Genomic DNA, 20,164 nt, shown 5'->3' with positions numbered 1-20,164 from the left:
GTTCAATTGTAATTTATATTATTTGCGATTCTTTAGTATAGAACTTATGATAAAATAAATGCCTCCTCTGTATTGAGGAGGCATTTATTTGTTATTCAGAATTAGATAATTCACCTATGAGTTATCTGTAGAAGGCGGCGTATTCTCCAAACGATTATAAGTTTTAAAGGCCGAAATTGCGGATATAACACCACCTACTAAAAATAAAGCTGATCCACCGACTAATATGATACGACTGACATATGTTTCCCGTGCTTCTTCAACTTCTTCTTGTAAAGGTGTAGGCATTATAATTCCCCCCAATAATAATGTGTTTTGCAATAGTATATACAACTGCCTAACATGTGTTAAAAACGCTAGATAGTTAATTATAGGTAGAATTATTAGTTCTGTAAAAAAATATAGAAAATTATATGAATCCTATAGTATCAAAAAACGTTTTAATTATTTGAAAAATCTTCACCCTAAATTTATGCTAACTTCACATACAGCACAAATTGAAATTATATTATGTATATGTACAAAATAAATAAAATTTTATAACATTGCTGTTTTTAAATAGTGAAAATCCAATTATTCCTATATAAGGGTCTTAATTGTGTGTTAGATATCATTTTATTTAGAAGCAGTTATAAATAAAAAGGACTTCAAATAAAAGGGGAATGTCTTATGACAACATATACGAGCGAGATAAAAAAAAGTTTAGTAACTGAAGAAGATGTGGATATTTTAAAAATAATGGCGCATCCAATACGATTACAAATCGTAAATGAATTAAGTGCACGTAAAACTTGTAATGTAACACAATTAACGGAAATATTAAATATTCCTCAATCGACTGTTTCGCAGCATTTATCAAAAATGAAAGGTAAAGTGTTAAGAGCTGAGAGAAGAGGGCTAGAAATTTATTATTACATTAATAATTTAAAAGCAAGCAAGATTGTTAGTGTTTTAGGATATATAAACTAATGAAGTGTTATTATACAAAATAGCCTCTGCTATTTGAACTGCACCCCAATTGTTAGACACGACTAACAATTGGAGGTGCAGTTTTTTTATGGCTAAATTTTCTTCAAAAGAAAAAATACAAGCAGTAAAACGATATTTAGAAGGCCCAGAAGGCGGGACAAGCATTGCTAAATCTATAGGCGTGGATCAGCGGGTATTTTATCACTGGATTAGCCGATATGAATATTCCGGTGAAAAAGCTTTTGAAAAACGCTATACATCTTACTCTACGCAATTTAAACTAGACGTACTTAACTATATGATTGAAAATAGGACGTCTATTAGGGAAACAGCGGCAATTTTTAATATTCCATCTTATGAAACGGTTCGTAAATGGAAAGTAGCTTATGAAACAGAAGGATTGGATGCCCTACAACTTAAAGAAAAGAGGCATCCGTCTATGAATAATAAAAATCACAAAATAGTGAAAAAGCAATTACCAGTCGAAGGCTCCATTGAAGAACTCCAAGAGGAGTTAGAAAGGTTACGTATGGAGAATGCGTATTTAAAAAAGTTGAATGCCTTAGTTCAAAACAAACAGAAGTCACAAAAAAAGACAAAGCGCAAGTAGTTTATGAATTAAGGCATCAATTTCCGGTACAATCACTTTTAGTGCTTGCCAATATTCCACGTAGCACATATTATTATTGGTTAAAAAATGCCAAACGTCCGGATCCAGATGCAGATTTGAAAGTATTAATTCAAGCTGTTTATCATGAACATGAAGGCCGTTATGGTTATCGCCGTATTCGTGATGAACTTACTAATCGTGGACATAAAATAAATCACAAAAAGATACAACGCATTATGAAAGAATTAGGATTAAAGTGTTTGGTCCGTATGAAGAAATATCGCTCTTATAAAGGAACTGTTGGAAAGATTGCCCCTAATATTTTAGAACGTAATTTCAAAGCAGAAAGGCCAAACGAAAAATGGGTCACGGATATTACGGAGTTTAAATTATTTGGAGAGAAATTATATGTATCGCCAATGTTGGACTTGTTTAATGGTGAAATTATCACGTATACAATTGGTTCAAGGCCAACCTACGCCCTTGTTTCTAATATGTTAGACCAATCCTTTGAACGCTTAACAGATGAGGATGCCCTCCTTATTCATTCCGATCAAGGTTGGCACTATCAAATGAAAAAATACCGTGATTCTCTTCATAAACGTGGTATTACACAAAGTATGTCTCGGAAAGGGAACTGTTACGATAACGCAGTTATCGAAAATTTCTTTGGTATTATGAAATCTGAATTTTTATATCGAAAAGACTTTAAGAATATGGAACATTTTGAACAAGAACTAGCAAAATATATATCTTACTATAATCATAAGAGAATTAAGGCAAAATTAAAGGGTATGAGTCCGATACAATACCGGACCCACGCCCAAAACGCTGCCTAATGAAATAACCATGTCTAACTTTTAGGGGTCACTTCAATTAAGCAGGGGCTATTTTGTATTGTTTTATTTATTTGCATTTAAAATTTTATAGTTTTTATGATTTACAATTGTTCGGTCAAATTCAAAAGTACCACCGCTCACATCTGTAACTTCAACTAAGACCGATTCAGTGTATAGTTTTAGTACAGATCCTGTAATCTTTAAGTTACTTCGTTGAAATAGTATAGTATCCCCTACGTTTGCTTTCATAGTACCTCCTTATAAAAGACAGAAATGTTTGTTTATTATATATATTAAACCACGTATAGATATATTAGTGAATGTTTAGTTTTATTTATCAATAAAATATTTGTTGTTTAATAAACTGAAAGCGCAACATTATGTAAATAGATTGTATATTTTCTATTTTTATGTACGTAATTGGAAATACAAAAAGAGTGGGATTCTTGAGCACAAGCCTTGTAACGAAAAGCCAGTTTATAAGGAAATTAAATGACTTGTATCAAGGAATGCGGGTGCAACATGTTACAAAGCTGGAGAGTTAAAAAGAATATCAGATAATCAAAATCTTGGAGTCCAGCCATGGTGTAACAGGGCGCATGACTTTGTATAAAAGAGGATATGAAAACACACATAAGTCGTATTGATGTAAAACATTATAAAAGCTGCTACGTATTTAACAAATAGTTTTTTGTATTTCACCCTTCGTTTTCTGTAACTGATTCCATATTTTTGACGCTCTATCTTGTAAGTGCTTACATAAGCAAGGACATCCTATACAATGAAGTTGTTAAATCGAATGAGGTGGCGAAAATGAAAATAAAAAAAGCATATTTAGAGAATAGCATTGAAATAGAAAGAGGAGGAGAGATGATATGAAAAAATCATCGGTTAATCCATGGCTTGTTGTTCTTGGCACAGTCATAGTACAAATGGGGCTTGGAACGATATATACATGGAGCTTGTTCAATCAGCCCTTAGTGAGTAAATACGGTTGGAGTCTTAACGCTGTTGCTATAACTTTCTCAATTACTAGCCTTTCTTTAGCGTTTTCAACTTTATTTGCGAGTAAATTGCAAGAAAAATGGGGACTTCGTAAACTTATTATGATAGCTGGACTAGCATTAGGACTAGGATTAATTCTTAGCTCACAAGCTTCCTCATTAATATTGCTTTATGTACTAGCAGGAGTTGTTGTAGGTTACGCAGATGGTACAGCATATATTACTTCACTATCCAATTTAATAAAGTGGTTCCCAGAGCGTAAAGGTTTAATCGCGGGTATATCTGTCTCTGCATATGGTACGGGTAGCCTAATTTTTAAATACATAAACGCAAAATTAATTGATTCAGTTGGTGTATCGCAAGCGTTTATATACTGGGGCTTAATTGTTACAGCTATGATTGTGATTGGCGCTTGTTTAATCCACCAAGCCGCTGATCAAGGTGCAGTTCAGGAAACAAAAACTAAGGAATATACAACGAAAGAAATGTTAGGCACAAAACAAGTATACTTATTATTTATTATGTTATTTACATCATGTATGAGTGGCTTATACTTAATTGGCATGGTAAAAGACATCGGTGTTCAACTTGTAGGGCTTAGCGCAGCAACAGCAGCTAATGCGGTGGCTATGGTTGCAATCTTCAATACATTAGGTCGTATCATTCTAGGACCGTTATCAGATAAAATCGGCCGTTTAAAAATCGTTACTGGTACTTTTGTTGTTATGGCGACTTCAGTCTTGGTTCTAAGTTTCGTAGATTTAAATTATGGTATCTACTTCGTCTGTGTAGCAAGTGTAGCGTTTTGCTTTGGTGGAAATATCACTATTTTCCCAGCTATTGTTGGTGATTTCTTCGGTATGAAAAACCATAGTAAAAACTACGGAATTGTGTATCAAGGATTTGGATTTGGAGCGCTCGCAGGTTCCTTTATCGGTGCACTTCTAGGTGGATTCAAACCAACCTTCATGGTGATCGGCGTATTATGTGTCGTGTCATTTATTATTGCACTTTTAATCCAAGCACCTAAGCAGAAAAAAGAACAAGAAGAAGATTATCGCAGCGTAGCGTAAGTATATAAATCTTCTATTACACTACTATAACTAAAAAGCACCCTATTATGATATGATCCCCTTATAGTAGACAGTAAAAAGAAAGCACATTAATCTGTTTACTATGGAGGGGATTTTTCTATGGGCAAAATTAGAGTAACTTATGATATAGAATTTAAGAAAAAAGCAGTAGATTTATACTTGAAAGAAGGAATGGGATACAAAACGGTTGCTAAAGAATTAGGAATTGATCACTCGGTAGTAAGACGTTGGGTGAAACACTTTGAAGCTGAAGGTATCAAAGGACTAGAAGAAAAACGTGGTAAAACGAAAGGTCCAGGTATAGGTAGACCAAAAACCAATCCAGAAGATCCAGAAGCTAAAATGAAACGATTAGAAGCGGAGAATGAAATGTTAAAAAAGCTCTTAGGGATGTAAAAGGAGGAGTGGAATCTGTACCAAAAACGAAGAAGTTTGAAGCCATCAAAGGGCTATCAGAAAAAGGTTATGCAGTTACCATTCTATGTGATATCGCTGGAGTAACTAGAGGTGGGTACTACAAATGGATAAAGCGACAGTTGATGCCTTCTGAAAAACAATTGGAGGATACCGAAATAAAAAAGAAGGTATTGGAGTGTCATAAAAAACTTAAAGGGATTTATGGATACAGGAGAGTACAAGTTTGGCTGAAAGCTACTTATAACCTTCATTTTAATCACAAACGTATACAAAGGTTGATGGGTGAACTAGGTATCAAAGCCATTATTAGGAGAAAACGACCTTATTACGGGAAGAAAGAGGCTTACGTGATTTCAGATAACCATCTGAACAGGGATTTTCAAGCTTCCAAACCAAACGAAAAATGGGTAACAGATATTACCTATTTGATTTTCAATGGACAGAGATTGTACTTATCCGCTATTAAAGACCTATACAACAATGAAATTGTTGCCTATGAAATTAGCCGTAGAAATGACCTGAAACTAGTACTAGACACACTTAAAAAGGCAAGAAAAAAACGAAACGTGAAAGGGATTCTCCTGCATAGTGATCAGGGGTTCCAGTACACATCTCGTCAATATACTCAACTACTCAAAAAATATCAGATGAAGGCTAGTATGTCCAGAAAGGGGAACTGTTGGGACAATGCTTGTATAGAAAGCTTCTTCAGTCACTTTAAGTCAGAGTGTTTTCACCTATACTCTTTCCGCACAGCTGATGAGGTTAAGTTTGCTGTGCGCAAATATATATACTTTTATAATCACCACAGGTTCCAAAAGAAACTAAATAACCTGAGTCCATATAAATATAGAACTCAGGTTGCTTAATTGTGTTTTTTGAATACTGTCTACTTGACAGGGGTCACTCCATTAAATAGGGTGCTTTTTTACGGTATATAATAAAATTACGAAAGGGAAGTGGATGCTAAACCACTTTTCTGTTTTCTTTATGAATTATTTTTTAATTGATTTTCTCTATCTAGCCTTTGTGATTTCCGGAATTTTCCTGATAAAAAAGCGAGTAAACTATCTCGGTGGATTATACTGGAATATTATAAAGTGATACATAATATATGAAATTTTTACTAAATCTTAGATTATATACATGACATTCATTGAGAAATGAAAGATGTAAAATGAGATATTTTCAGAAAAATATTGAGAAAAGAAAAACTGTAGATGAAGAAATCTGCAGTTTTTCTTTTTGAATTTCAAAAAAGATGAGAAGGAATTATGGATTTAATATTTAATTAAAGCACTTTTTAACCCTTATAGATGCAATCTTATATAGAAACGTAAAAATACTTTATCTGAAAAATAAAAAAAGATTGACAAGTGTATTGAGAAACATTATCATTTCGGTGTAGATAAAGAAAATGAAAATCATTATCAACTAGTCGGTTTATTTTCTTTTCTATGATTATGTAATAAAAAACATACTTGACCAATTAGTTTAGTAAGTGTATTATTTTTTTACCGAAAGTTATTGAAAATGAAAATCATTATCAGTAACTAGGTCAACTCTGTTTAATATGGTTAACTTTATTTTTGTAAAGAAAGGGTAGAGACAATGGAATACAGGGAATTTGATGGGAAGACTGTTGTAGTAACAGGTGCAGCCCAAGGTATAGGTATGTCTGTAGCGAAAATGTTTATAGAGAGAGGTGCCACGGTAGTTGCTATCGATCAAAATAACGAAGGTCTTCATAAGCTTTTAAATCATTATGAATTAAATGATGGATGTATTAAGACCCTTCAAATAGATGTGAGTGACAGTTCCACTGTTGAAGATACAGTGGAACGTATTGAAAATGATTTAGGTCCTATAGATATTTTAATCAATGTTGCAGGTGTTTTACGCATGGGAGCGGTTCACTCTTTAAGTGACGAAGATTGGAATAAAACATTCTCTGTAAATACTACAGGCGTTTTCTATATGTCCCGAGCGGTAAGTAAACATATGATGTTAAGGAAGTCAGGGGCAATTGTTACAGTTGGTTCAAATGCAGCAAATACTCCGAGAATAGAGATGGCTGCGTACGCTGCATCAAAATCCGCAACGACAATGTTTATGAAATGTTTAGGGCTAGAGCTTGCAGCGTACAATATCCGTTGCAACTTAGTTTCTCCAGGTTCTACTGAAACTGAAATGCAAAGATTACTATGGGCTGATGAGAATGGAGCTAAAAATATAATTGCTGGTTCTCAAAATACATATAGACTCGGTATACCGTTACAAAAAATTGCGCAACCTTCAGAAATTGCTGAAGCAGTATTGTTTTTAGCTTCTGATAAAGCGAGTCATATTACAATGCACAATTTATGTGTCGATGGCGGAGCTACATTAGGAGTTTAATAAAGTGAAACTTTAATTAGTGGGGGTTTTGTTCATCTCCCACTGATTATCAGCCCTCACCAATCGGGCTTTTACGGGCAGTTGATCCCCACCTAACTTCTTTGCTTCCGCTGAATTTTGAGGTGCGGATCTTACTGCCCGTTAATGCGGGATAAAAAATTCAGGAGGTTTTAATACTATGAATGAACTTACAGCCGTAAAGGAACTGTCAGAAAAATTATTAGAAGATTATAAGACTGAATCTTCGTTCTTTTTCGCTTCGCCAACTCGAACGATATTGACAGAAGGAGAGTTTACTACAGTAAAACATAGTGAAATCGAAAGCTTTCCAGAGCTTGTAAAGGCGGTATTAAGTAATGCAAAACAAGCAGGAAATCCGAATCCTATCGTTGTTGGTGCTTTGCCATTTGATCGTAGAAAAGAAGTTCAACTTATTGTACCGGAATATGGCAGAATTACTGAGCGTTTACATTTGGAGACAACAAATGAGATAAAACGAAATGAGAAACTGACATTTGAAATGACACCGGTTCCAGATCCTGAAGTTTATATGAATGGTGTGAAGCAAGGGATAGAAAAAATTCAGGACGGAGATTTTAAAAAAATCGTTCTATCTAGATCGTTAGATGTTAAATCTTCAGAGAAGATTGATAAACAAAAACTACTTCGCGAATTAGCAGAACATAATAAGCATGGCTACACATTTGCTGTTAATTTACCGAAAGATGAAAACGAGAAAAGTAAGACGTTAATTGGAGCAAGTCCTGAATTACTCGTTTCACGTAATGGTATGCAAGTTATTTCTAATCCGTTAGCTGGTTCAAGACCACGTAGTGATGATCCAGTAGAAGATAAAAGAAGAGCAGAGGAATTACTTTCTTCTCCGAAAGATTTACATGAACATGCGGTAGTAGTGGAAGCAGTTGCTGCAGCGCTTCGTCCGTACTGTCATACATTACATGTTCCTGAAAAACCATCTGTCATTCATAGCGAAGCGATGTGGCATTTGTCTACTGAAGTGAAAGGTGAACTAAAGAATCCAAATACTACTTCTTTGGAATTAGCAATTGCTCTTCATCCTACGCCAGCAGTTTGCGGAACGCCGATGGAAGAAGCGAGAGAGGCTATTCAAAAAATTGAGCCATTTGACCGTGAATTCTTTACAGGAATGCTAGGATGGAGCGATTTAAATGGAGATGGTGAATGGATTGTTACAATTCGCTGTGCTGAAGTGCAAGAAAATACACTTCGTTTATTTGCAGGAGCGGGAGTTGTTGCTGAATCAAAGCCAGAAGATGAGTTAGCAGAAACATCAGCTAAGTTCCAAACAATGCTGAAGGCTTTAGGACTAAGAGATAATTCGCTGAATGAAAAATAGGGGGAAGAAAGAATGTTAACAGGTTATACGGAATGGCCAGAAGAATTTGCAAATCGTTATCGAGAAGAAGGATGTTGGCTTGGAGAAACATTTGGTTCGTTGTTAAGAGAGCGTGCTGAAAAATATGGAGATCAAATTGCGGTTATAAGTGGTAATACGCATATAACATATAGTGAGCTTGATAAAAAAGTAGATCGCTTAGCTGCAGGCTTACTGAATTTAGGATTAAAGCAAGAGGATCGAGTTGTAATCCAATTACCTAACATTATCGAGTTTTTCGAAATATGCTTTGCGCTATTTCGCATTGGAGCACTTCCTGTTTTTGCACTACCTTCACATCGAAGCAGTGAAATTAGTTATTTTTGTGAGTTTGGTGAGGCGAGTGCTTACGTTATTTCAGATAAGGCTCTCGGCTTTGATTATCGAAAACTAGCAAGAGAAGTAAAAGAAAAAGTGCCCAATTTACAACATGTAATTGTAGTGGGAGAAGAAGAAGAGTTTGTGAACATAAGTGATCTATATATAGATTTCGTTCCATTACCAGAAGTAAAGCCAAGTGATGTTGCGTTTCTCCAATTATCGGGAGGGACAACAGGACTTTCTAAATTAATTCCTAGAACGCATGATGACTATATTTATAGTTTACGTGTTAGTGCTGAAATTTGTAATTTAAATACAGAGAGCGTCTATATGTCAGTTCTTCCAGTAGCACACAATTACCCGATGAGTTCTCCAGGGACACTTGGAACGTTCTATGCGGGTGGAAAAGTAGTGTTGGCAACTGGAGGGAGTCCAGATGAGGCGTTTGCTCTTATAGAAAAAGAAAAAGTTACGATTACTGCTCTCGTTCCACCGTTAGCAATAATATGGCTTGATGCGGCATCTTCTCGCAATAACGATTTATCGAGCCTGCAAGTGATTCAAGTAGGTGGTGCTAAGTTTAGTGCTGAAGTTGCAAAGCGTATACACCCTACATTTGGATGTACGTTACAGCAAGTATTTGGTATGGCAGAAGGGTTAGTAAATTACACAAGATTAAATGATCCTGAAGAAATCATTATTCATACACAAGGTAGACCGATGTCTACATTCGATGAAGTAAGGGTTGTTGATGAAAATGATAATGATGTTAAGCCTGGTGAAGTAGGTAGTTTATTAACACGAGGTCCATATACAATTCGTGGTTATTATAAAGCAGAAGAGCATAATGCACGATCATTTACAAAGGATGGATTTTATCGCACAGGTGATCTTGTAAAAGTAAATGAACAAGGTTACATCATTGTAGAAGGAAGAGATAAAGATCAAATTAACCGTGGTGGTGAGAAGGTTGCTGCGGAAGAGGTTGAAAATCATCTATTAGCACATGATGCAGTACATGATGTAGCAATTGTATCTATGCCTGACGATTATTTAGGAGAACGTACTTGCGCTTTTGTTATAGCTCGCGGACAAGCTCCAACTGTAAGTGAATTAAAAACGTTTTTAAGAGAACGTGGTATAGCGGCTTATAAGATTCCAGATCGAATTGAATTTATTGAATCATTCCCGCAAACAGGTGTTGGAAAAGTAAGCAAAAAAGAATTACGTAAAACCATTGCTGAAAAACTTATTACAGTAAAACGATAAAAAACTATTAAAATTCGGAAGGAAGTGATTAGATGGCTATCCCATCTATTTCAGTATATAAAATGCCAATTGAATCAGAACTACCAAAAAATAAAGTGAATTGGACGCCAGATCCGAAACGTGCGGTTCTTCTAATCCATGACATGCAAGAATACTTTCTTGATGCATATAGCGATAAAGAATCGCCAAAAGTAGAACTAATTTCAAATATTAAGGTGATAAGAGAAAGATGTAAGGAACTTGGCATACCAGTTGTTTATACAGCACAACCTGGTGGACAAACGTTAGAACAACGTGGGTTATTACAAGACTTTTGGGGTGACGGTATTCCTGCTGGACCAGACAAAAAGAAAATTGTCGATGAACTTACTCCTGATGAAGATGATATATTCCTGACAAAATGGAGATATAGTGCATTTAAAAAGACAAATCTATTAGAAATTTTAAATGAACAGGGAAGAGATCAACTTATTATTTGCGGTATTTATGCGCATATCGGCTGCCTTTTAACAGCTTGTGAAGCATTTATGGATGGTATAGAGCCATTTTTTGTAGCAGATGCAGTTGCTGATTTTTCATTAGAGCATCATAAACAAGCGTTGGAGTATGCATCTAATAGATGTGCAGTAACGACATCAACAAACTTACTGTTAAAAGATTTACAAAGTTTAAAGGGTGCTGAGAGTGAAGGCATCACTTTACAGGAAGTGCATGAACTAGTTGCACAACTACTCCGTGAGCCAGTAGAGAGCATTGAAGTTGATGAAGATTTATTAAATAGAGGACTTGATTCGGTCAGAATTATGAGTTTAGTAGAGAAGTGGCGTCGAGAAGGAAAAGAAATCACTTTTGCGGATTTAGCAGAGAGTCCAACTATTGTTGATTGGTACCGCTTATTATCTTCGCAAACAGAACATGTACTTTAATATAGACTACATAATAAAGGGGTAGTAAAGAATGCCTAATAGTCAAAAGGTTCGTCATTCGTTATCATCTGCGCAGACTGGTATGTGGTTTGCGCAACAATTAGATCCGCTTAATCCGATTTATAATACTGGGGAATATGTAGAAATAAACGGAACGATTAATCAAGAAATTTTCGAATTAGCTGTACGTAAAGTTGTAACAGAAGCAGAAGCACTTCATGTTCGTTTCGAAGAGGATGAAATTGGTCCATGGCAAGTTATTGAGGAACCGTCAAAGTTTTATATGCATTTTATTGACGTTTGTAAAGAAGAAGATCCTGAAGAAGCTGCTAAAGTATGGATGAAAAATGATTTATCTATGCCCGTGGATTTAAAAGAGGATAAATTATTTACTGAAGCACTTATTCAAGTTGAAAATAATCGTTTCTTTTGGTATCAGCGCATCCATCACATTTTGATGGATGGCTATGGATTTTCACTTCTTAGCCAAAAGGTAGCGAATGAATATACAGCACTTATAGAAGAAACAAATAAAACTGAAAAGCCATTTGGTTCTCTTGCAAAAATTGTACAAGAAGATAATGAGTATCGTAAATCTAAACAATTTCAGGAAAATCGTACTTTTTGGTTAGAAAAATTTGCAGATGTACCGGAAGTTATAAGTTTGGCAGAACGAGCGCCGAGAACATCAAATGGATTTTTACGAGAAACAGCTTATTTATCTAGTTCTAGTACGAAAGCTTTGCTAGAAGATACAAAAGTGTCGATAACAAGTTGGCCGGAATTTATTGTCGCTGTAACAAGTATTTATATGCATAAATTAACAGGTGCAAATGATATTGTTTTAGGCTTACCGATGATGGGGCGTCTCGGTTCTGCATCTATTTATACACCGAGCATGGTAATGAATTTAGTACCACTTCGTCTCACTGTAACTCCAAATATAACTCTTGCGGAATTATTACAGCAAGTTTCTAAAGAAATTCGAGATATACGTCGCCATCATAAATATCGTCATGAGGAATTAAGAAGAGACTTAAAGTTACTAGGTGAAAATCAAAGGTTATTTGGGCCGTTAGTGAATGTTATGCCTTTTGATTATGGGCTTAACTTTGCTGGAAATCGAGGTATTACACATAATTTATCAGCAGGACCTGTCGATGATTTATCGATAAATGTATATAAGCGCTTCGATGAAAATGAGTTAATGATTCATTTTGATGCGAATCCGGAAGTATATAGTGATACGGAACTAGCATTGCATAAAGAAAGATTTATGAATCTATTAGAATTAGTGATAAATGATTATCACAAAGACGAGTCGATTGGAAAAATAAATATTACCCTTCCTGAAGAAAATCATAAAGTTTTATTGGAATGGAATGAAACGAAGGAAGCTGAAGAGCTAATCACTTTACCTATATTATTTGAAAAACAAGTACAAAAACATCCAAATAAAATAGCAGTTACTTGTAACGGGATAAAACTTACGTATAAAGAACTAAATGAACGAGCGAATGAACGAGCGCACTATTTAGTAAAAGAAGGAATACGACAAAATCAGTTTGTAGCTTTAGTATTTCCAAGATCAATAGAAATGGTAGTTAGTATGATAGCAGTTTTAAAGGCTGGTGCAGCGTATTTACCGATAGATCCAGAATACCCAGCCGAGCGAATTAATTATATAGTAAATGATGCAAAACCAGTTTGTATCATAACACATTCATCTGTTTCATCTACTTTAGTTATAGAAAATGATATTAAAAAAATCATATTAGATAGCGAAGAAACGAAAATAGCGTTAAAAACATATTCTCATATGAATATACCATTTAAAAATGATGAATCACTTTTAAACCCAGCGTATACAATTTACACTTCAGGATCAACAGGAAATCCAAAAGGTGTAATTGTTCCTATGAAAGGTTTAAGTAACTTTTTATTAGCTATGCAGCATACGTTTTCATTAAATGAAAACGATCATTTATTAGCAGTTACGACGTTTGCGTTTGATATTTCTGCTCTAGAAATTTATTTACCGCTTATTAGTGGTGCAAGTATAACAATTGCACAAAAAGAAGTAATCCAAGAGCCTTCTGTGTTAACGACACTTTTACTAGAAGAAAGAGCGACAATTATGCAAGCTACACCGACGCTCTGGCAGGCGTTAGTAAATGAATATCCAGAGAGGCTACAAGGGCTAAACGTACTCGTTGGTGGTGAAGCTCTTCCAGCACATTTAGCAAATAAATTAAAAGAATTAGGTTGCTCTATAAGTAACTTATATGGACCAACTGAAACGACAATTTGGTCTACTTACATGAACATTGATGAAAGTGAAAGTGGTATACCTCCTATTGGAAAGCCAATTTGGAATACAGAAGTGTATGTTTTGGATGCAGGGTTACAACCAGCTCCACCTGGAGTTATCGGTGAATTATATATTGCAGGAGAAGGACTTGCGAACGGATATTTAGGAAAACCTGATTTAACGGCTGAACGGTTTGTTGCAAATCCTTATGGAAAACCAGGGAAGCGTATGTACCGCACAGGTGATCTTGTGAAATGGCGTAACGATGGTGTGTTAGAGTACGTGAGCCGAGCAGATCATCAAATTAAAATTCGCGGTTTCCGAATTGAATTAGCTGAAATTGAAACGGTATTACAACGACATGAAAATATTCAACAAGCGGTAGTAATGGTACGAGAAGATCGCCCAAATGATAAACGAATCATTGCGTATATCGTTGCCGAAGAGAAGGAAACGATTCATCTTTCAGAAATCCGTTCTTATATTTCAGAAAGTTTAGCGAATTATATGGTGCCATCAGCATTTGTTGTACTAGAAGAATTACCATTAACACCAAATGGTAAGGTTGATAGAAAGAAATTACCTGCTCCTGATTTTAATGGAATGAACAATGAGAGAAGTGCTAGAAATCCGAAAGAAGAAATACTATGTGATTTATTTGCAGAAGTACTTGGTATTTCGCGAATTAGTATTGATGATAATTTCTTTGAAATGGGTGGTCATTCGCTTCTTGCATCTCGTTTAATGGTAAGAATTCGTGAAACGTTAAGTGTGGAATTAGGAATCGGAAAACTATTTGAATCGCCAACTGTTGCTGAATTAGCGAAACAGTTGGATCGTGCAAAAAGCGCAAGACCAGCTATTAAGAAAGTAAGTAGACCAAATGAAGTTCCGCTTTCATTCGCACAGCGCAGGTTATGGTTCTTAAATTGTTTAGAAGGTCCAAGTCCTACTTATAACATTCCGTTAGTCATTCGTATGTCTGGAAAATTGAACGAGGAAGCACTGCAAGGTGCCTTTTATGATGTAGTGAAGAAACATGAAACACTTAGAACAATTTTCCCTAACGTATTAGGTAGTTCCTATCAGAAAATTTTAAATATGGAAGACTTAAATCTAGAGATGATGATAACAAAAACATGTAAAGATGAATTAGAAAGTGTGCTTGCAGAGGCGGTAAGACATAGCTTTAATCTTGATGTTGAGCCAGCAGTTCGTTTACAACTTTTTAAAGTGAGTGACAACGAACATGTTTTACTAATTCTTTTACATCATATTGTAGGAGATGGATGGTCATTACAACCGTTAACGAGAGACTTTACAGCGGCTTATAAAGCAAGATGTCAAGGTGACAAAGTTCAACTGGAGGCACTTCCAGTGCAATACGCAGATTATTCACTTTGGCAACAGCAATTACTAGGTGACGAAACGACACCAGAAAGTCTTATTTCAACACAATTAGATTTTTGGAAAGAGGAACTAAAAGGTTTACCAGATCAAATGGAGTTGCCTACAGATTATCAACGTCCAATGGAAACGAGTTATCGCGGGGAAACAATTCATTTTCATATAGATGAAGGTATGCATAGTAGGTTAGTAGAGCTTGGTCGTAATAATGGGGTTAGTTTGTTTATGGTGTTGCAAGCAGGACTAAGCGCGCTATTTACAAGACTAGGTGCTGGGACTGATATACCAATTGGAAGTCCGATTGCCGGAAGAAATGACGATGCGCTATCAAATATAGTTGGTTTATTTGTGAATACATTAGTGTTACGTACAAATACATCAGGAGATCCAAGTTTTAAAGAATTATTAAATAGAGTAAAGCAGGTAAATCTGGCAGCTTATGAAAATCAAGATGTTCCATTTGAACGACTCGTTGAAGTGTTAAACCCAGTACGTACCCGAAATAGTCATCCGCTGTTTCAAGTTATGTTAGCTTTCCAAAATACGCCTGAAGCGACGTTTGATGTCCCAGATTTAGAAGCGAGCCTTGAAATTCAAAGTGTTGGTTCTGCAAAATTTGATTTAACATTTGAAATTAGCGAGAGTAATGGAGTTGATGGTACTCCAAATGGCTTACACGGATTGTTAGAGTTTAGTACCGATTTATATAAACGTGAAACGATTCAAAAAATAATAGAACGATTCATTCTATTATTAGATGATGCAGCGAAACATCCGGATCAATCAATTGGTAGATTAGAAATATTAACTTTAGCAGAGCGAAATACAGTTTTAGAAAAGTGGAATGGTGGTTTTCAAATTGTGCCCGAGATGACATTGCCACAATTATTTGAAAAGCAGGCTCATGTAAATCCAAATTCTATTGCTGTCGTCTTTGAAGATGAAAAGCTAACGTATGAAGAGTTAAATAGAAAAGCGAATAAAATAGCTCGTTCGTTAATAGCAAAAGGAATCGGTCCGGATCAACTCGTTGCTTTAGCGATGCCGAGATCTTTAAATATGGTTGTAAGCTTACTTGCTGTTCTTAAAGCAGGTGCCGGATATCTTCCGTTAGATCCGGATTATCCGTCAGATCGTATTTCATTTATGCTACACGATGCGAAACCATCATGTGTGTTAACAAATGCAAGTGTAGAAATTGAATGTGATGAGGCACTAAAGATTTTAGTTGATGATGTGAACGTAATAGAAGAAATTGAGAAATATAGTGAAGACAATATTGATGAAATGGAGCGCATGAAGCCGTTATCTCCTTCACATATTGCTTACGTTATTTATACGTCAGGCTCAACAGGTAGACCGAAAGGGGTTATGATACCTCATCAAAATGTAGTAAGACTTTTAGGAGCAACCGATCATTGGTTCCAATTTGACGCATACGATGTGTGGACGATGTTCCATTCATATGCTTTTGATTTCTCGGTTTGGGAAATTTGGGGACCTTTATTATATGGAGGGCGTTTAGTTGTAGTACCACATACTGTAAGTCGCTCGCCGAAAGAATTTTTACAGCTTCTTGTTAAGGAAAAGGTTACTGTTTTAAACCAAACTCCATCAGCGTTCTATCAATTGATGCAAGCAGATCGTGAAAATGAAGAGGTTGGTCAAAAATTATCTTTACGATATGTTGTTTTTGGTGGAGAAGCACTTGAACTAAGTCGATTAGAAGATTGGTATAGTCGTCATCCTCATAACGCACCGAAACTTATTAATATGTACGGTATAACGGAGACGACGGTACATGTTAGTTATATTGAGTTAGATGAGAGTATCGTTTCTTTACGAGCAAATAGTTTAATCGGGTGCAGTATACCAGATCTTAAAGTATACGTATTAGATAACTATTTACAACCAGTGCCACCAGGAGTAGTTGGAGAAATGTATGTTGCAGGTGCAGGACTCGCTCGTGGATATTTAGGAAGAGCAGGATTAACGGCTGAACGTTTTATCGCAGATCCATTTGGTAAGCTAGGTACAAGAATGTATCGTACCGGAGATTTAGCGCGCTGGCGTCAAGATGGGACGCTAGATTATATAGGGCGTGCAGATCATCAAATTAAAATTCGTGGATTCCGAATTGAATTAGGAGAAATAGAAGCGGTAATAATGAAACACGATAAAGTTGAACAAGTAGCCGTTATTGTACGGGAAGATCAACCAGGGGATAAACGATTAGTTTCTTATATCGTCGCATCAAATAATGAAACGATCGATACGAATGAAATGCGCCAGCATGCTGGAGGTAGTTTGCCAGATTGTATGGTTCCATACGCTTTTGTAGTAGTAAATGAGTTGCCTTTAACACCAAACGGTAAATTAGATAGAAAGGCATTGCCAGCTCCAGAATTTACTGCATCATCTTCTAGTCGCGGACCGAGAACACCGCAAGAAGAAATGCTATGTGACTTGTTTACAGAAGTTTTAAGTGTGCCTCAAATTGGAATTGATGACGGATTCTTTGATCTGGGTGGTCATTCACTTCTTGCAGTGCAGCTTATGAGTCGCATAAAAGAGGCACTTGGAGTGGAACTAAATATCGGAACTTTATTTGCAGCACCTACTGTTGCAGGGCTTGCTGAAAGACTTGAAATGGGGAATGGTCAAAGTGCACTTGATGTGTTACTTCCATTACGAGCAAGCGGAGATCAATTACCACTATTTTGTGTACATCCAGCAGGTGGATTAAGTTGGTGCTATGCAGGACTTATGAAATCTTTAGGAACAGATTATCCAATCTATGGTGTACAAGCACGTGGTATCGCTGAAAATGAGGAGCTTCCAAAAAGCTTAGAGGAGATGGCGGCGGATTATTTGAAACACGTTCGTGAAGTACAGCCTCACGGACCATATCGTTTACTAGGGTGGTCGCTTGGAGGAAATGTTGTTCATGCAATGGCGGCGCAACTACAAAATGAAGGAGAAGAAGTAGAATTACTCGTTATGCTGGATTCTTATCCTGGTCACTTCTTACCGAATACGGAAGCACCTACTGAAGAAGAAGCATTAATCGCATTACTTGCTTTAGGTGGATATGATCCAGATAATATGGATGGTAAACCACTTACTATGGAAAGCGCTGTTGCAATACTTCGCAAAGATGGAAGTGCATTAGCAAGTCTTGAAGAAGAGACAATTTTGAATTTGAAAGAAACATATGTGAATTCAGTAGGATTGTTAGGGAAATATGTACCGAAAGTTTATAACGGAGATATTTTATTCTTTAGATCTACTGTTATACCAGACTGGTTTGATCCAATTTCTCCAAATACGTGGCTAAATTATTTAGACGGAGGAATTGTGCAGCACGATATTGATTGTAGACATAAAGATTTATGTCAGCCAGGTCCGCTTACAGAAATCGGACAAGTACTGGCGAAATATTTGCAGGAAAAGAAAGGGGTAAGTACAGTATGACGAATCCATTCGAAAATGATAATTACACATATAAAGTATTAAAAAATGAGGAGGGTCAGTATTCTCTCTGGCCTGTCTTTCTCGAAGTACCTATTGGTTGGAATGTCGTACATGAAGAGGCTAGTAGGAATGATTGTTTACAATATGTTGAAAATAAGTGGAAAGATTTGAATCCAAAAAGTAATCAAGTTGGCGAAAAAATATTAGTAGGAAAACGATAATGAAGGAAAAAATAAATCCGAAAGTAGTTGTAAGTATCGTATATATAACAGCGATGTTTATGGCTGCGATGGATGCAACGATTGTGAATGTAGCACTGCAAACGATAAGTAAAGAACTGCAAGTGCCCCCATCTGCAATGGGGACAGTGAATGTTGGGTATTTAGTTAGCTTAGCTGTTTTTCTTCCTATTTCTGGTTGGTTAGGAGATCGCTTCGGTACGAAAAGAGTATTTCTAACCGCTCTTTTCGTATTTACAACTGCGTCTGCATTATGCGGTGTAGCGAACGATATTACTTCATTGAATATTTTTCGTATCATGCAAGGTGCTGGTGGGGGGCTTTTAACACCAGTGGGGATGGCGATGTTATTCCGAACATTTTCACCAGAGGAAAGACCCAAAATTTCTCGATTTATTGTACTTCCAATTGCTGTTGCACCAGCGATTGGACCAATTATTGGTGGTTTCTTTGTAGATCAAATGTCTTGGCGCTGGGCATTTTATATTAATCTGCCGTTTGGTATCATTGCGTTGCTATTTGGACTTCTATTTTTAGCAGAGCATATTGAAAAATCAGCTGGTCGTTTTGATTCTCTCGGTTTTGTTCTTTCAGCACCAGGTTTTGCGATGCTCATCTATGCACTCAGTCAAGGTCCGTCAAAAGGATGGATTTCTCCAGAAATAATAAGTACTGGGATAGCTGGGATTATATTCATTTCACTGTTTATAATTGTAGAACTGAAAGTAAAGCAACCGATGTTAGATTTACGCTTATTAAAAGAACCCGTTTTTAGAAAAATGAGTCTCATATCCTTGTTTTCATCTGCTGGTTTACTAGGAATGCTATTTATTTTTCCGCTTATGTATCAAAATGTAATCGGAGTTTCCGCGCTGGAATCAGGTCTTACGACATTCCCAGAAGCGATTGGATTAATGATTTCTTCACAAATTGTACCATGGACGTATAAGAAATTAGGTGCTCGAAAGGTAATCTCTATTGGATTAATAAGTACCGCGGTTATATTTGTATTATTAAGTTTTGTAAATTATGATACGAATCCATGGCAAATACGGGCATTATTGTTTGGCATAGGTATTTTCTTAGGCCAATCTGTCGGTGCAGTTCAATTTTCTGCTTTTAACAATATCACGCCACCTTCTATGGGGAGAGCAACTACTATATTTAATGTGCAAAACCGATTAGGATCTGCAATAGGAGTTGCTGTTTTAGCTAGTATACTAGCTGGTTTTGGAAATAATAGTGTACAAAATAATGCCCCGGCCGATTACATGCCATATCAAGCAGCATTAATTGGATCAGCGATATTTTTACTCATAGCATTACTATTTGCTTTACGTATTTCTGATAAAGAGGTAATGCCAAAGAAGAATAAAAAGCCGTTATCTGTATTACAAAAAGAGAAAGAAGTTGTAAATGAATGAGTTGCGGCATGCTAATACTCTTTTGAAATAAAGTGATATTGGCAT

General features: G+C 36.0%; 14 protein-coding genes. 12 read left to right on the top strand and 2 right to left on the bottom strand.

Annotated features, from left to right (window positions below; genetic code table 11):
* Positions 1-114: 114 nt before the first annotated feature.
* A complete protein-coding gene (locus tag ACP6L7_RS00720) occupies positions 115-288 on the bottom strand; it encodes a hypothetical protein (protein ID WP_097832018.1) in 174 nt (57 codons plus the stop codon).
* 381 nt (positions 289-669) lie between these two features.
* Between ACP6L7_RS00720 and ACP6L7_RS00715 the strand changes: the two genes are divergently transcribed.
* Positions 670-969 carry an ArsR/SmtB family transcription factor gene (locus tag ACP6L7_RS00715; protein WP_097832019.1) on the top strand — a complete coding sequence of 100 codons (300 nt, stop codon included), beginning with the start codon at positions 670-672 and terminating at the stop codon, positions 967-969.
* An 88-nt stretch (positions 970-1,057) separates the two neighbouring features.
* Positions 1,058-2,418 (top strand): IS3 family transposase gene (locus ACP6L7_RS00710; RefSeq protein ID WP_430528870.1). Its coding sequence is split into 2 segments (ribosomal slippage): positions 1,058-1,514 and positions 1,514-2,418, totalling 1,362 coding nucleotides; the frame shifts between segments, so codons are not numbered across the junction.
* Positions 2,419-2,481: 63 nt separating this feature from the next.
* Here the strand turns inward: ACP6L7_RS00710 and ACP6L7_RS00705 are convergent.
* Positions 2,482-2,667, bottom strand: coding sequence for a YkvS family protein (locus tag ACP6L7_RS00705; protein WP_000646796.1), 186 nt, complete (start codon positions 2,665-2,667; stop codon positions 2,482-2,484).
* A 626-nt stretch (positions 2,668-3,293) separates the two neighbouring features.
* On the opposite strand from ACP6L7_RS00705, the gene ACP6L7_RS00700 reads away from it, so the two are divergent.
* From ACP6L7_RS00700 to ACP6L7_RS00655, 10 genes are all read left to right on the top strand, one after another.
* Positions 3,294-4,496: an L-lactate MFS transporter gene (locus ACP6L7_RS00700; RefSeq protein WP_097832021.1), complete on the top strand. Its 1,203-nt coding sequence runs from the start codon at positions 3,294-3,296 to the stop codon at positions 4,494-4,496.
* A gap of 120 nt (positions 4,497-4,616) precedes the next feature.
* Positions 4,617-4,913: a transposase gene (locus tag ACP6L7_RS00695; protein WP_000516528.1), complete on the top strand. Its 297-nt coding sequence runs from the start codon at positions 4,617-4,619 to the stop codon at positions 4,911-4,913.
* An 8-nt stretch (positions 4,914-4,921) separates the two neighbouring features.
* Complete coding sequence (locus ACP6L7_RS00690; RefSeq protein ID WP_430528867.1) at positions 4,922-5,803, top strand: IS3 family transposase; 882 nt, start codon at positions 4,922-4,924, stop codon at positions 5,801-5,803.
* A 742-nt stretch (positions 5,804-6,545) separates the two neighbouring features.
* Complete coding sequence (locus ACP6L7_RS00685) at positions 6,546-7,331, top strand: 2,3-dihydro-2,3-dihydroxybenzoate dehydrogenase (protein WP_097832022.1); 786 nt, start codon at positions 6,546-6,548, stop codon at positions 7,329-7,331.
* Positions 7,332-7,509: 178 nt separating this feature from the next.
* Complete coding sequence (gene dhbC, locus ACP6L7_RS00680; protein WP_097832023.1) at positions 7,510-8,709, top strand: isochorismate synthase DhbC; 1,200 nt, start codon at positions 7,510-7,512, stop codon at positions 8,707-8,709.
* A 12-nt stretch (positions 8,710-8,721) separates the two neighbouring features.
* Complete coding sequence (locus tag ACP6L7_RS00675) at positions 8,722-10,338, top strand: (2,3-dihydroxybenzoyl)adenylate synthase (RefSeq protein WP_097832024.1); 1,617 nt, start codon at positions 8,722-8,724, stop codon at positions 10,336-10,338.
* A 32-nt stretch (positions 10,339-10,370) separates the two neighbouring features.
* Complete coding sequence (locus tag ACP6L7_RS00670) at positions 10,371-11,264, top strand: isochorismatase family protein (RefSeq protein WP_097832025.1); 894 nt, start codon at positions 10,371-10,373, stop codon at positions 11,262-11,264.
* Positions 11,265-11,295: 31 nt separating this feature from the next.
* Entirely contained in the window at positions 11,296-18,456 is a 7,161-nt protein-coding gene (locus ACP6L7_RS00665; protein WP_430528872.1) for an amino acid adenylation domain-containing protein, read from the top strand.
* Positions 18,453-18,677, top strand: a complete 225-nt coding sequence (locus tag ACP6L7_RS00660; protein ID WP_097832027.1) for an MbtH family protein — start codon at positions 18,453-18,455, stop codon at positions 18,675-18,677. Before ACP6L7_RS00665 ends, ACP6L7_RS00660 begins: the two co-directional genes overlap by 4 nt.
* Complete coding sequence (locus ACP6L7_RS00655) at positions 18,677-20,119, top strand: MDR family MFS transporter (protein ID WP_097832028.1); 1,443 nt, start codon at positions 18,677-18,679, stop codon at positions 20,117-20,119. Before ACP6L7_RS00660 ends, ACP6L7_RS00655 begins: the two co-directional genes overlap by 1 nt.
* Positions 20,120-20,164 lie beyond the last annotated feature (45 nt).

Source organism: Bacillus silvicola (assembly GCF_050524305.1).
GTDB classification, from domain to species: domain Bacteria; phylum Bacillota; class Bacilli; order Bacillales; family Bacillaceae_G; genus Bacillus_A; species Bacillus_A cereus_AT.
This window is presented reverse-complemented; position numbering and strand designations above follow the sequence as displayed.

What these genes read in the sequence shown, in the direction of transcription:
- ACP6L7_RS00720 (WP_097832018.1), bottom strand. Translation starts at nt 288, where the DNA reads ATGCCTACACCTTTACAAGAAGAAGTTGAAGAAGCACGGGAAACATAT.
- ACP6L7_RS00715 (WP_097832019.1), top strand. Translation starts at nt 670, where the DNA reads ATGACAACATATACGAGCGAGATAAAAAAAAGTTTAGTAACTGAAGAA.
- ACP6L7_RS00705 (WP_000646796.1), bottom strand. Translation starts at nt 2,667, where the DNA reads ATGAAAGCAAACGTAGGGGATACTATACTATTTCAACGAAGTAACTTA.
- ACP6L7_RS00700 (WP_097832021.1), top strand. Translation starts at nt 3,294, where the DNA reads ATGAAAAAATCATCGGTTAATCCATGGCTTGTTGTTCTTGGCACAGTC.
- ACP6L7_RS00695 (WP_000516528.1), top strand. Translation starts at nt 4,617, where the DNA reads ATGGGCAAAATTAGAGTAACTTATGATATAGAATTTAAGAAAAAAGCA.
- ACP6L7_RS00685 (WP_097832022.1), top strand. Translation starts at nt 6,546, where the DNA reads ATGGAATACAGGGAATTTGATGGGAAGACTGTTGTAGTAACAGGTGCA.
- dhbC (WP_097832023.1), top strand. Translation starts at nt 7,510, where the DNA reads ATGAATGAACTTACAGCCGTAAAGGAACTGTCAGAAAAATTATTAGAA.
- ACP6L7_RS00675 (WP_097832024.1), top strand. Translation starts at nt 8,722, where the DNA reads ATGTTAACAGGTTATACGGAATGGCCAGAAGAATTTGCAAATCGTTAT.
- ACP6L7_RS00670 (WP_097832025.1), top strand. Translation starts at nt 10,371, where the DNA reads ATGGCTATCCCATCTATTTCAGTATATAAAATGCCAATTGAATCAGAA.
- ACP6L7_RS00665 (WP_430528872.1), top strand. Translation starts at nt 11,296, where the DNA reads ATGCCTAATAGTCAAAAGGTTCGTCATTCGTTATCATCTGCGCAGACT.
- ACP6L7_RS00660 (WP_097832027.1), top strand. Translation starts at nt 18,453, where the DNA reads ATGACGAATCCATTCGAAAATGATAATTACACATATAAAGTATTAAAA.
- ACP6L7_RS00655 (WP_097832028.1), top strand. Translation starts at nt 18,677, where the DNA reads ATGAAGGAAAAAATAAATCCGAAAGTAGTTGTAAGTATCGTATATATA.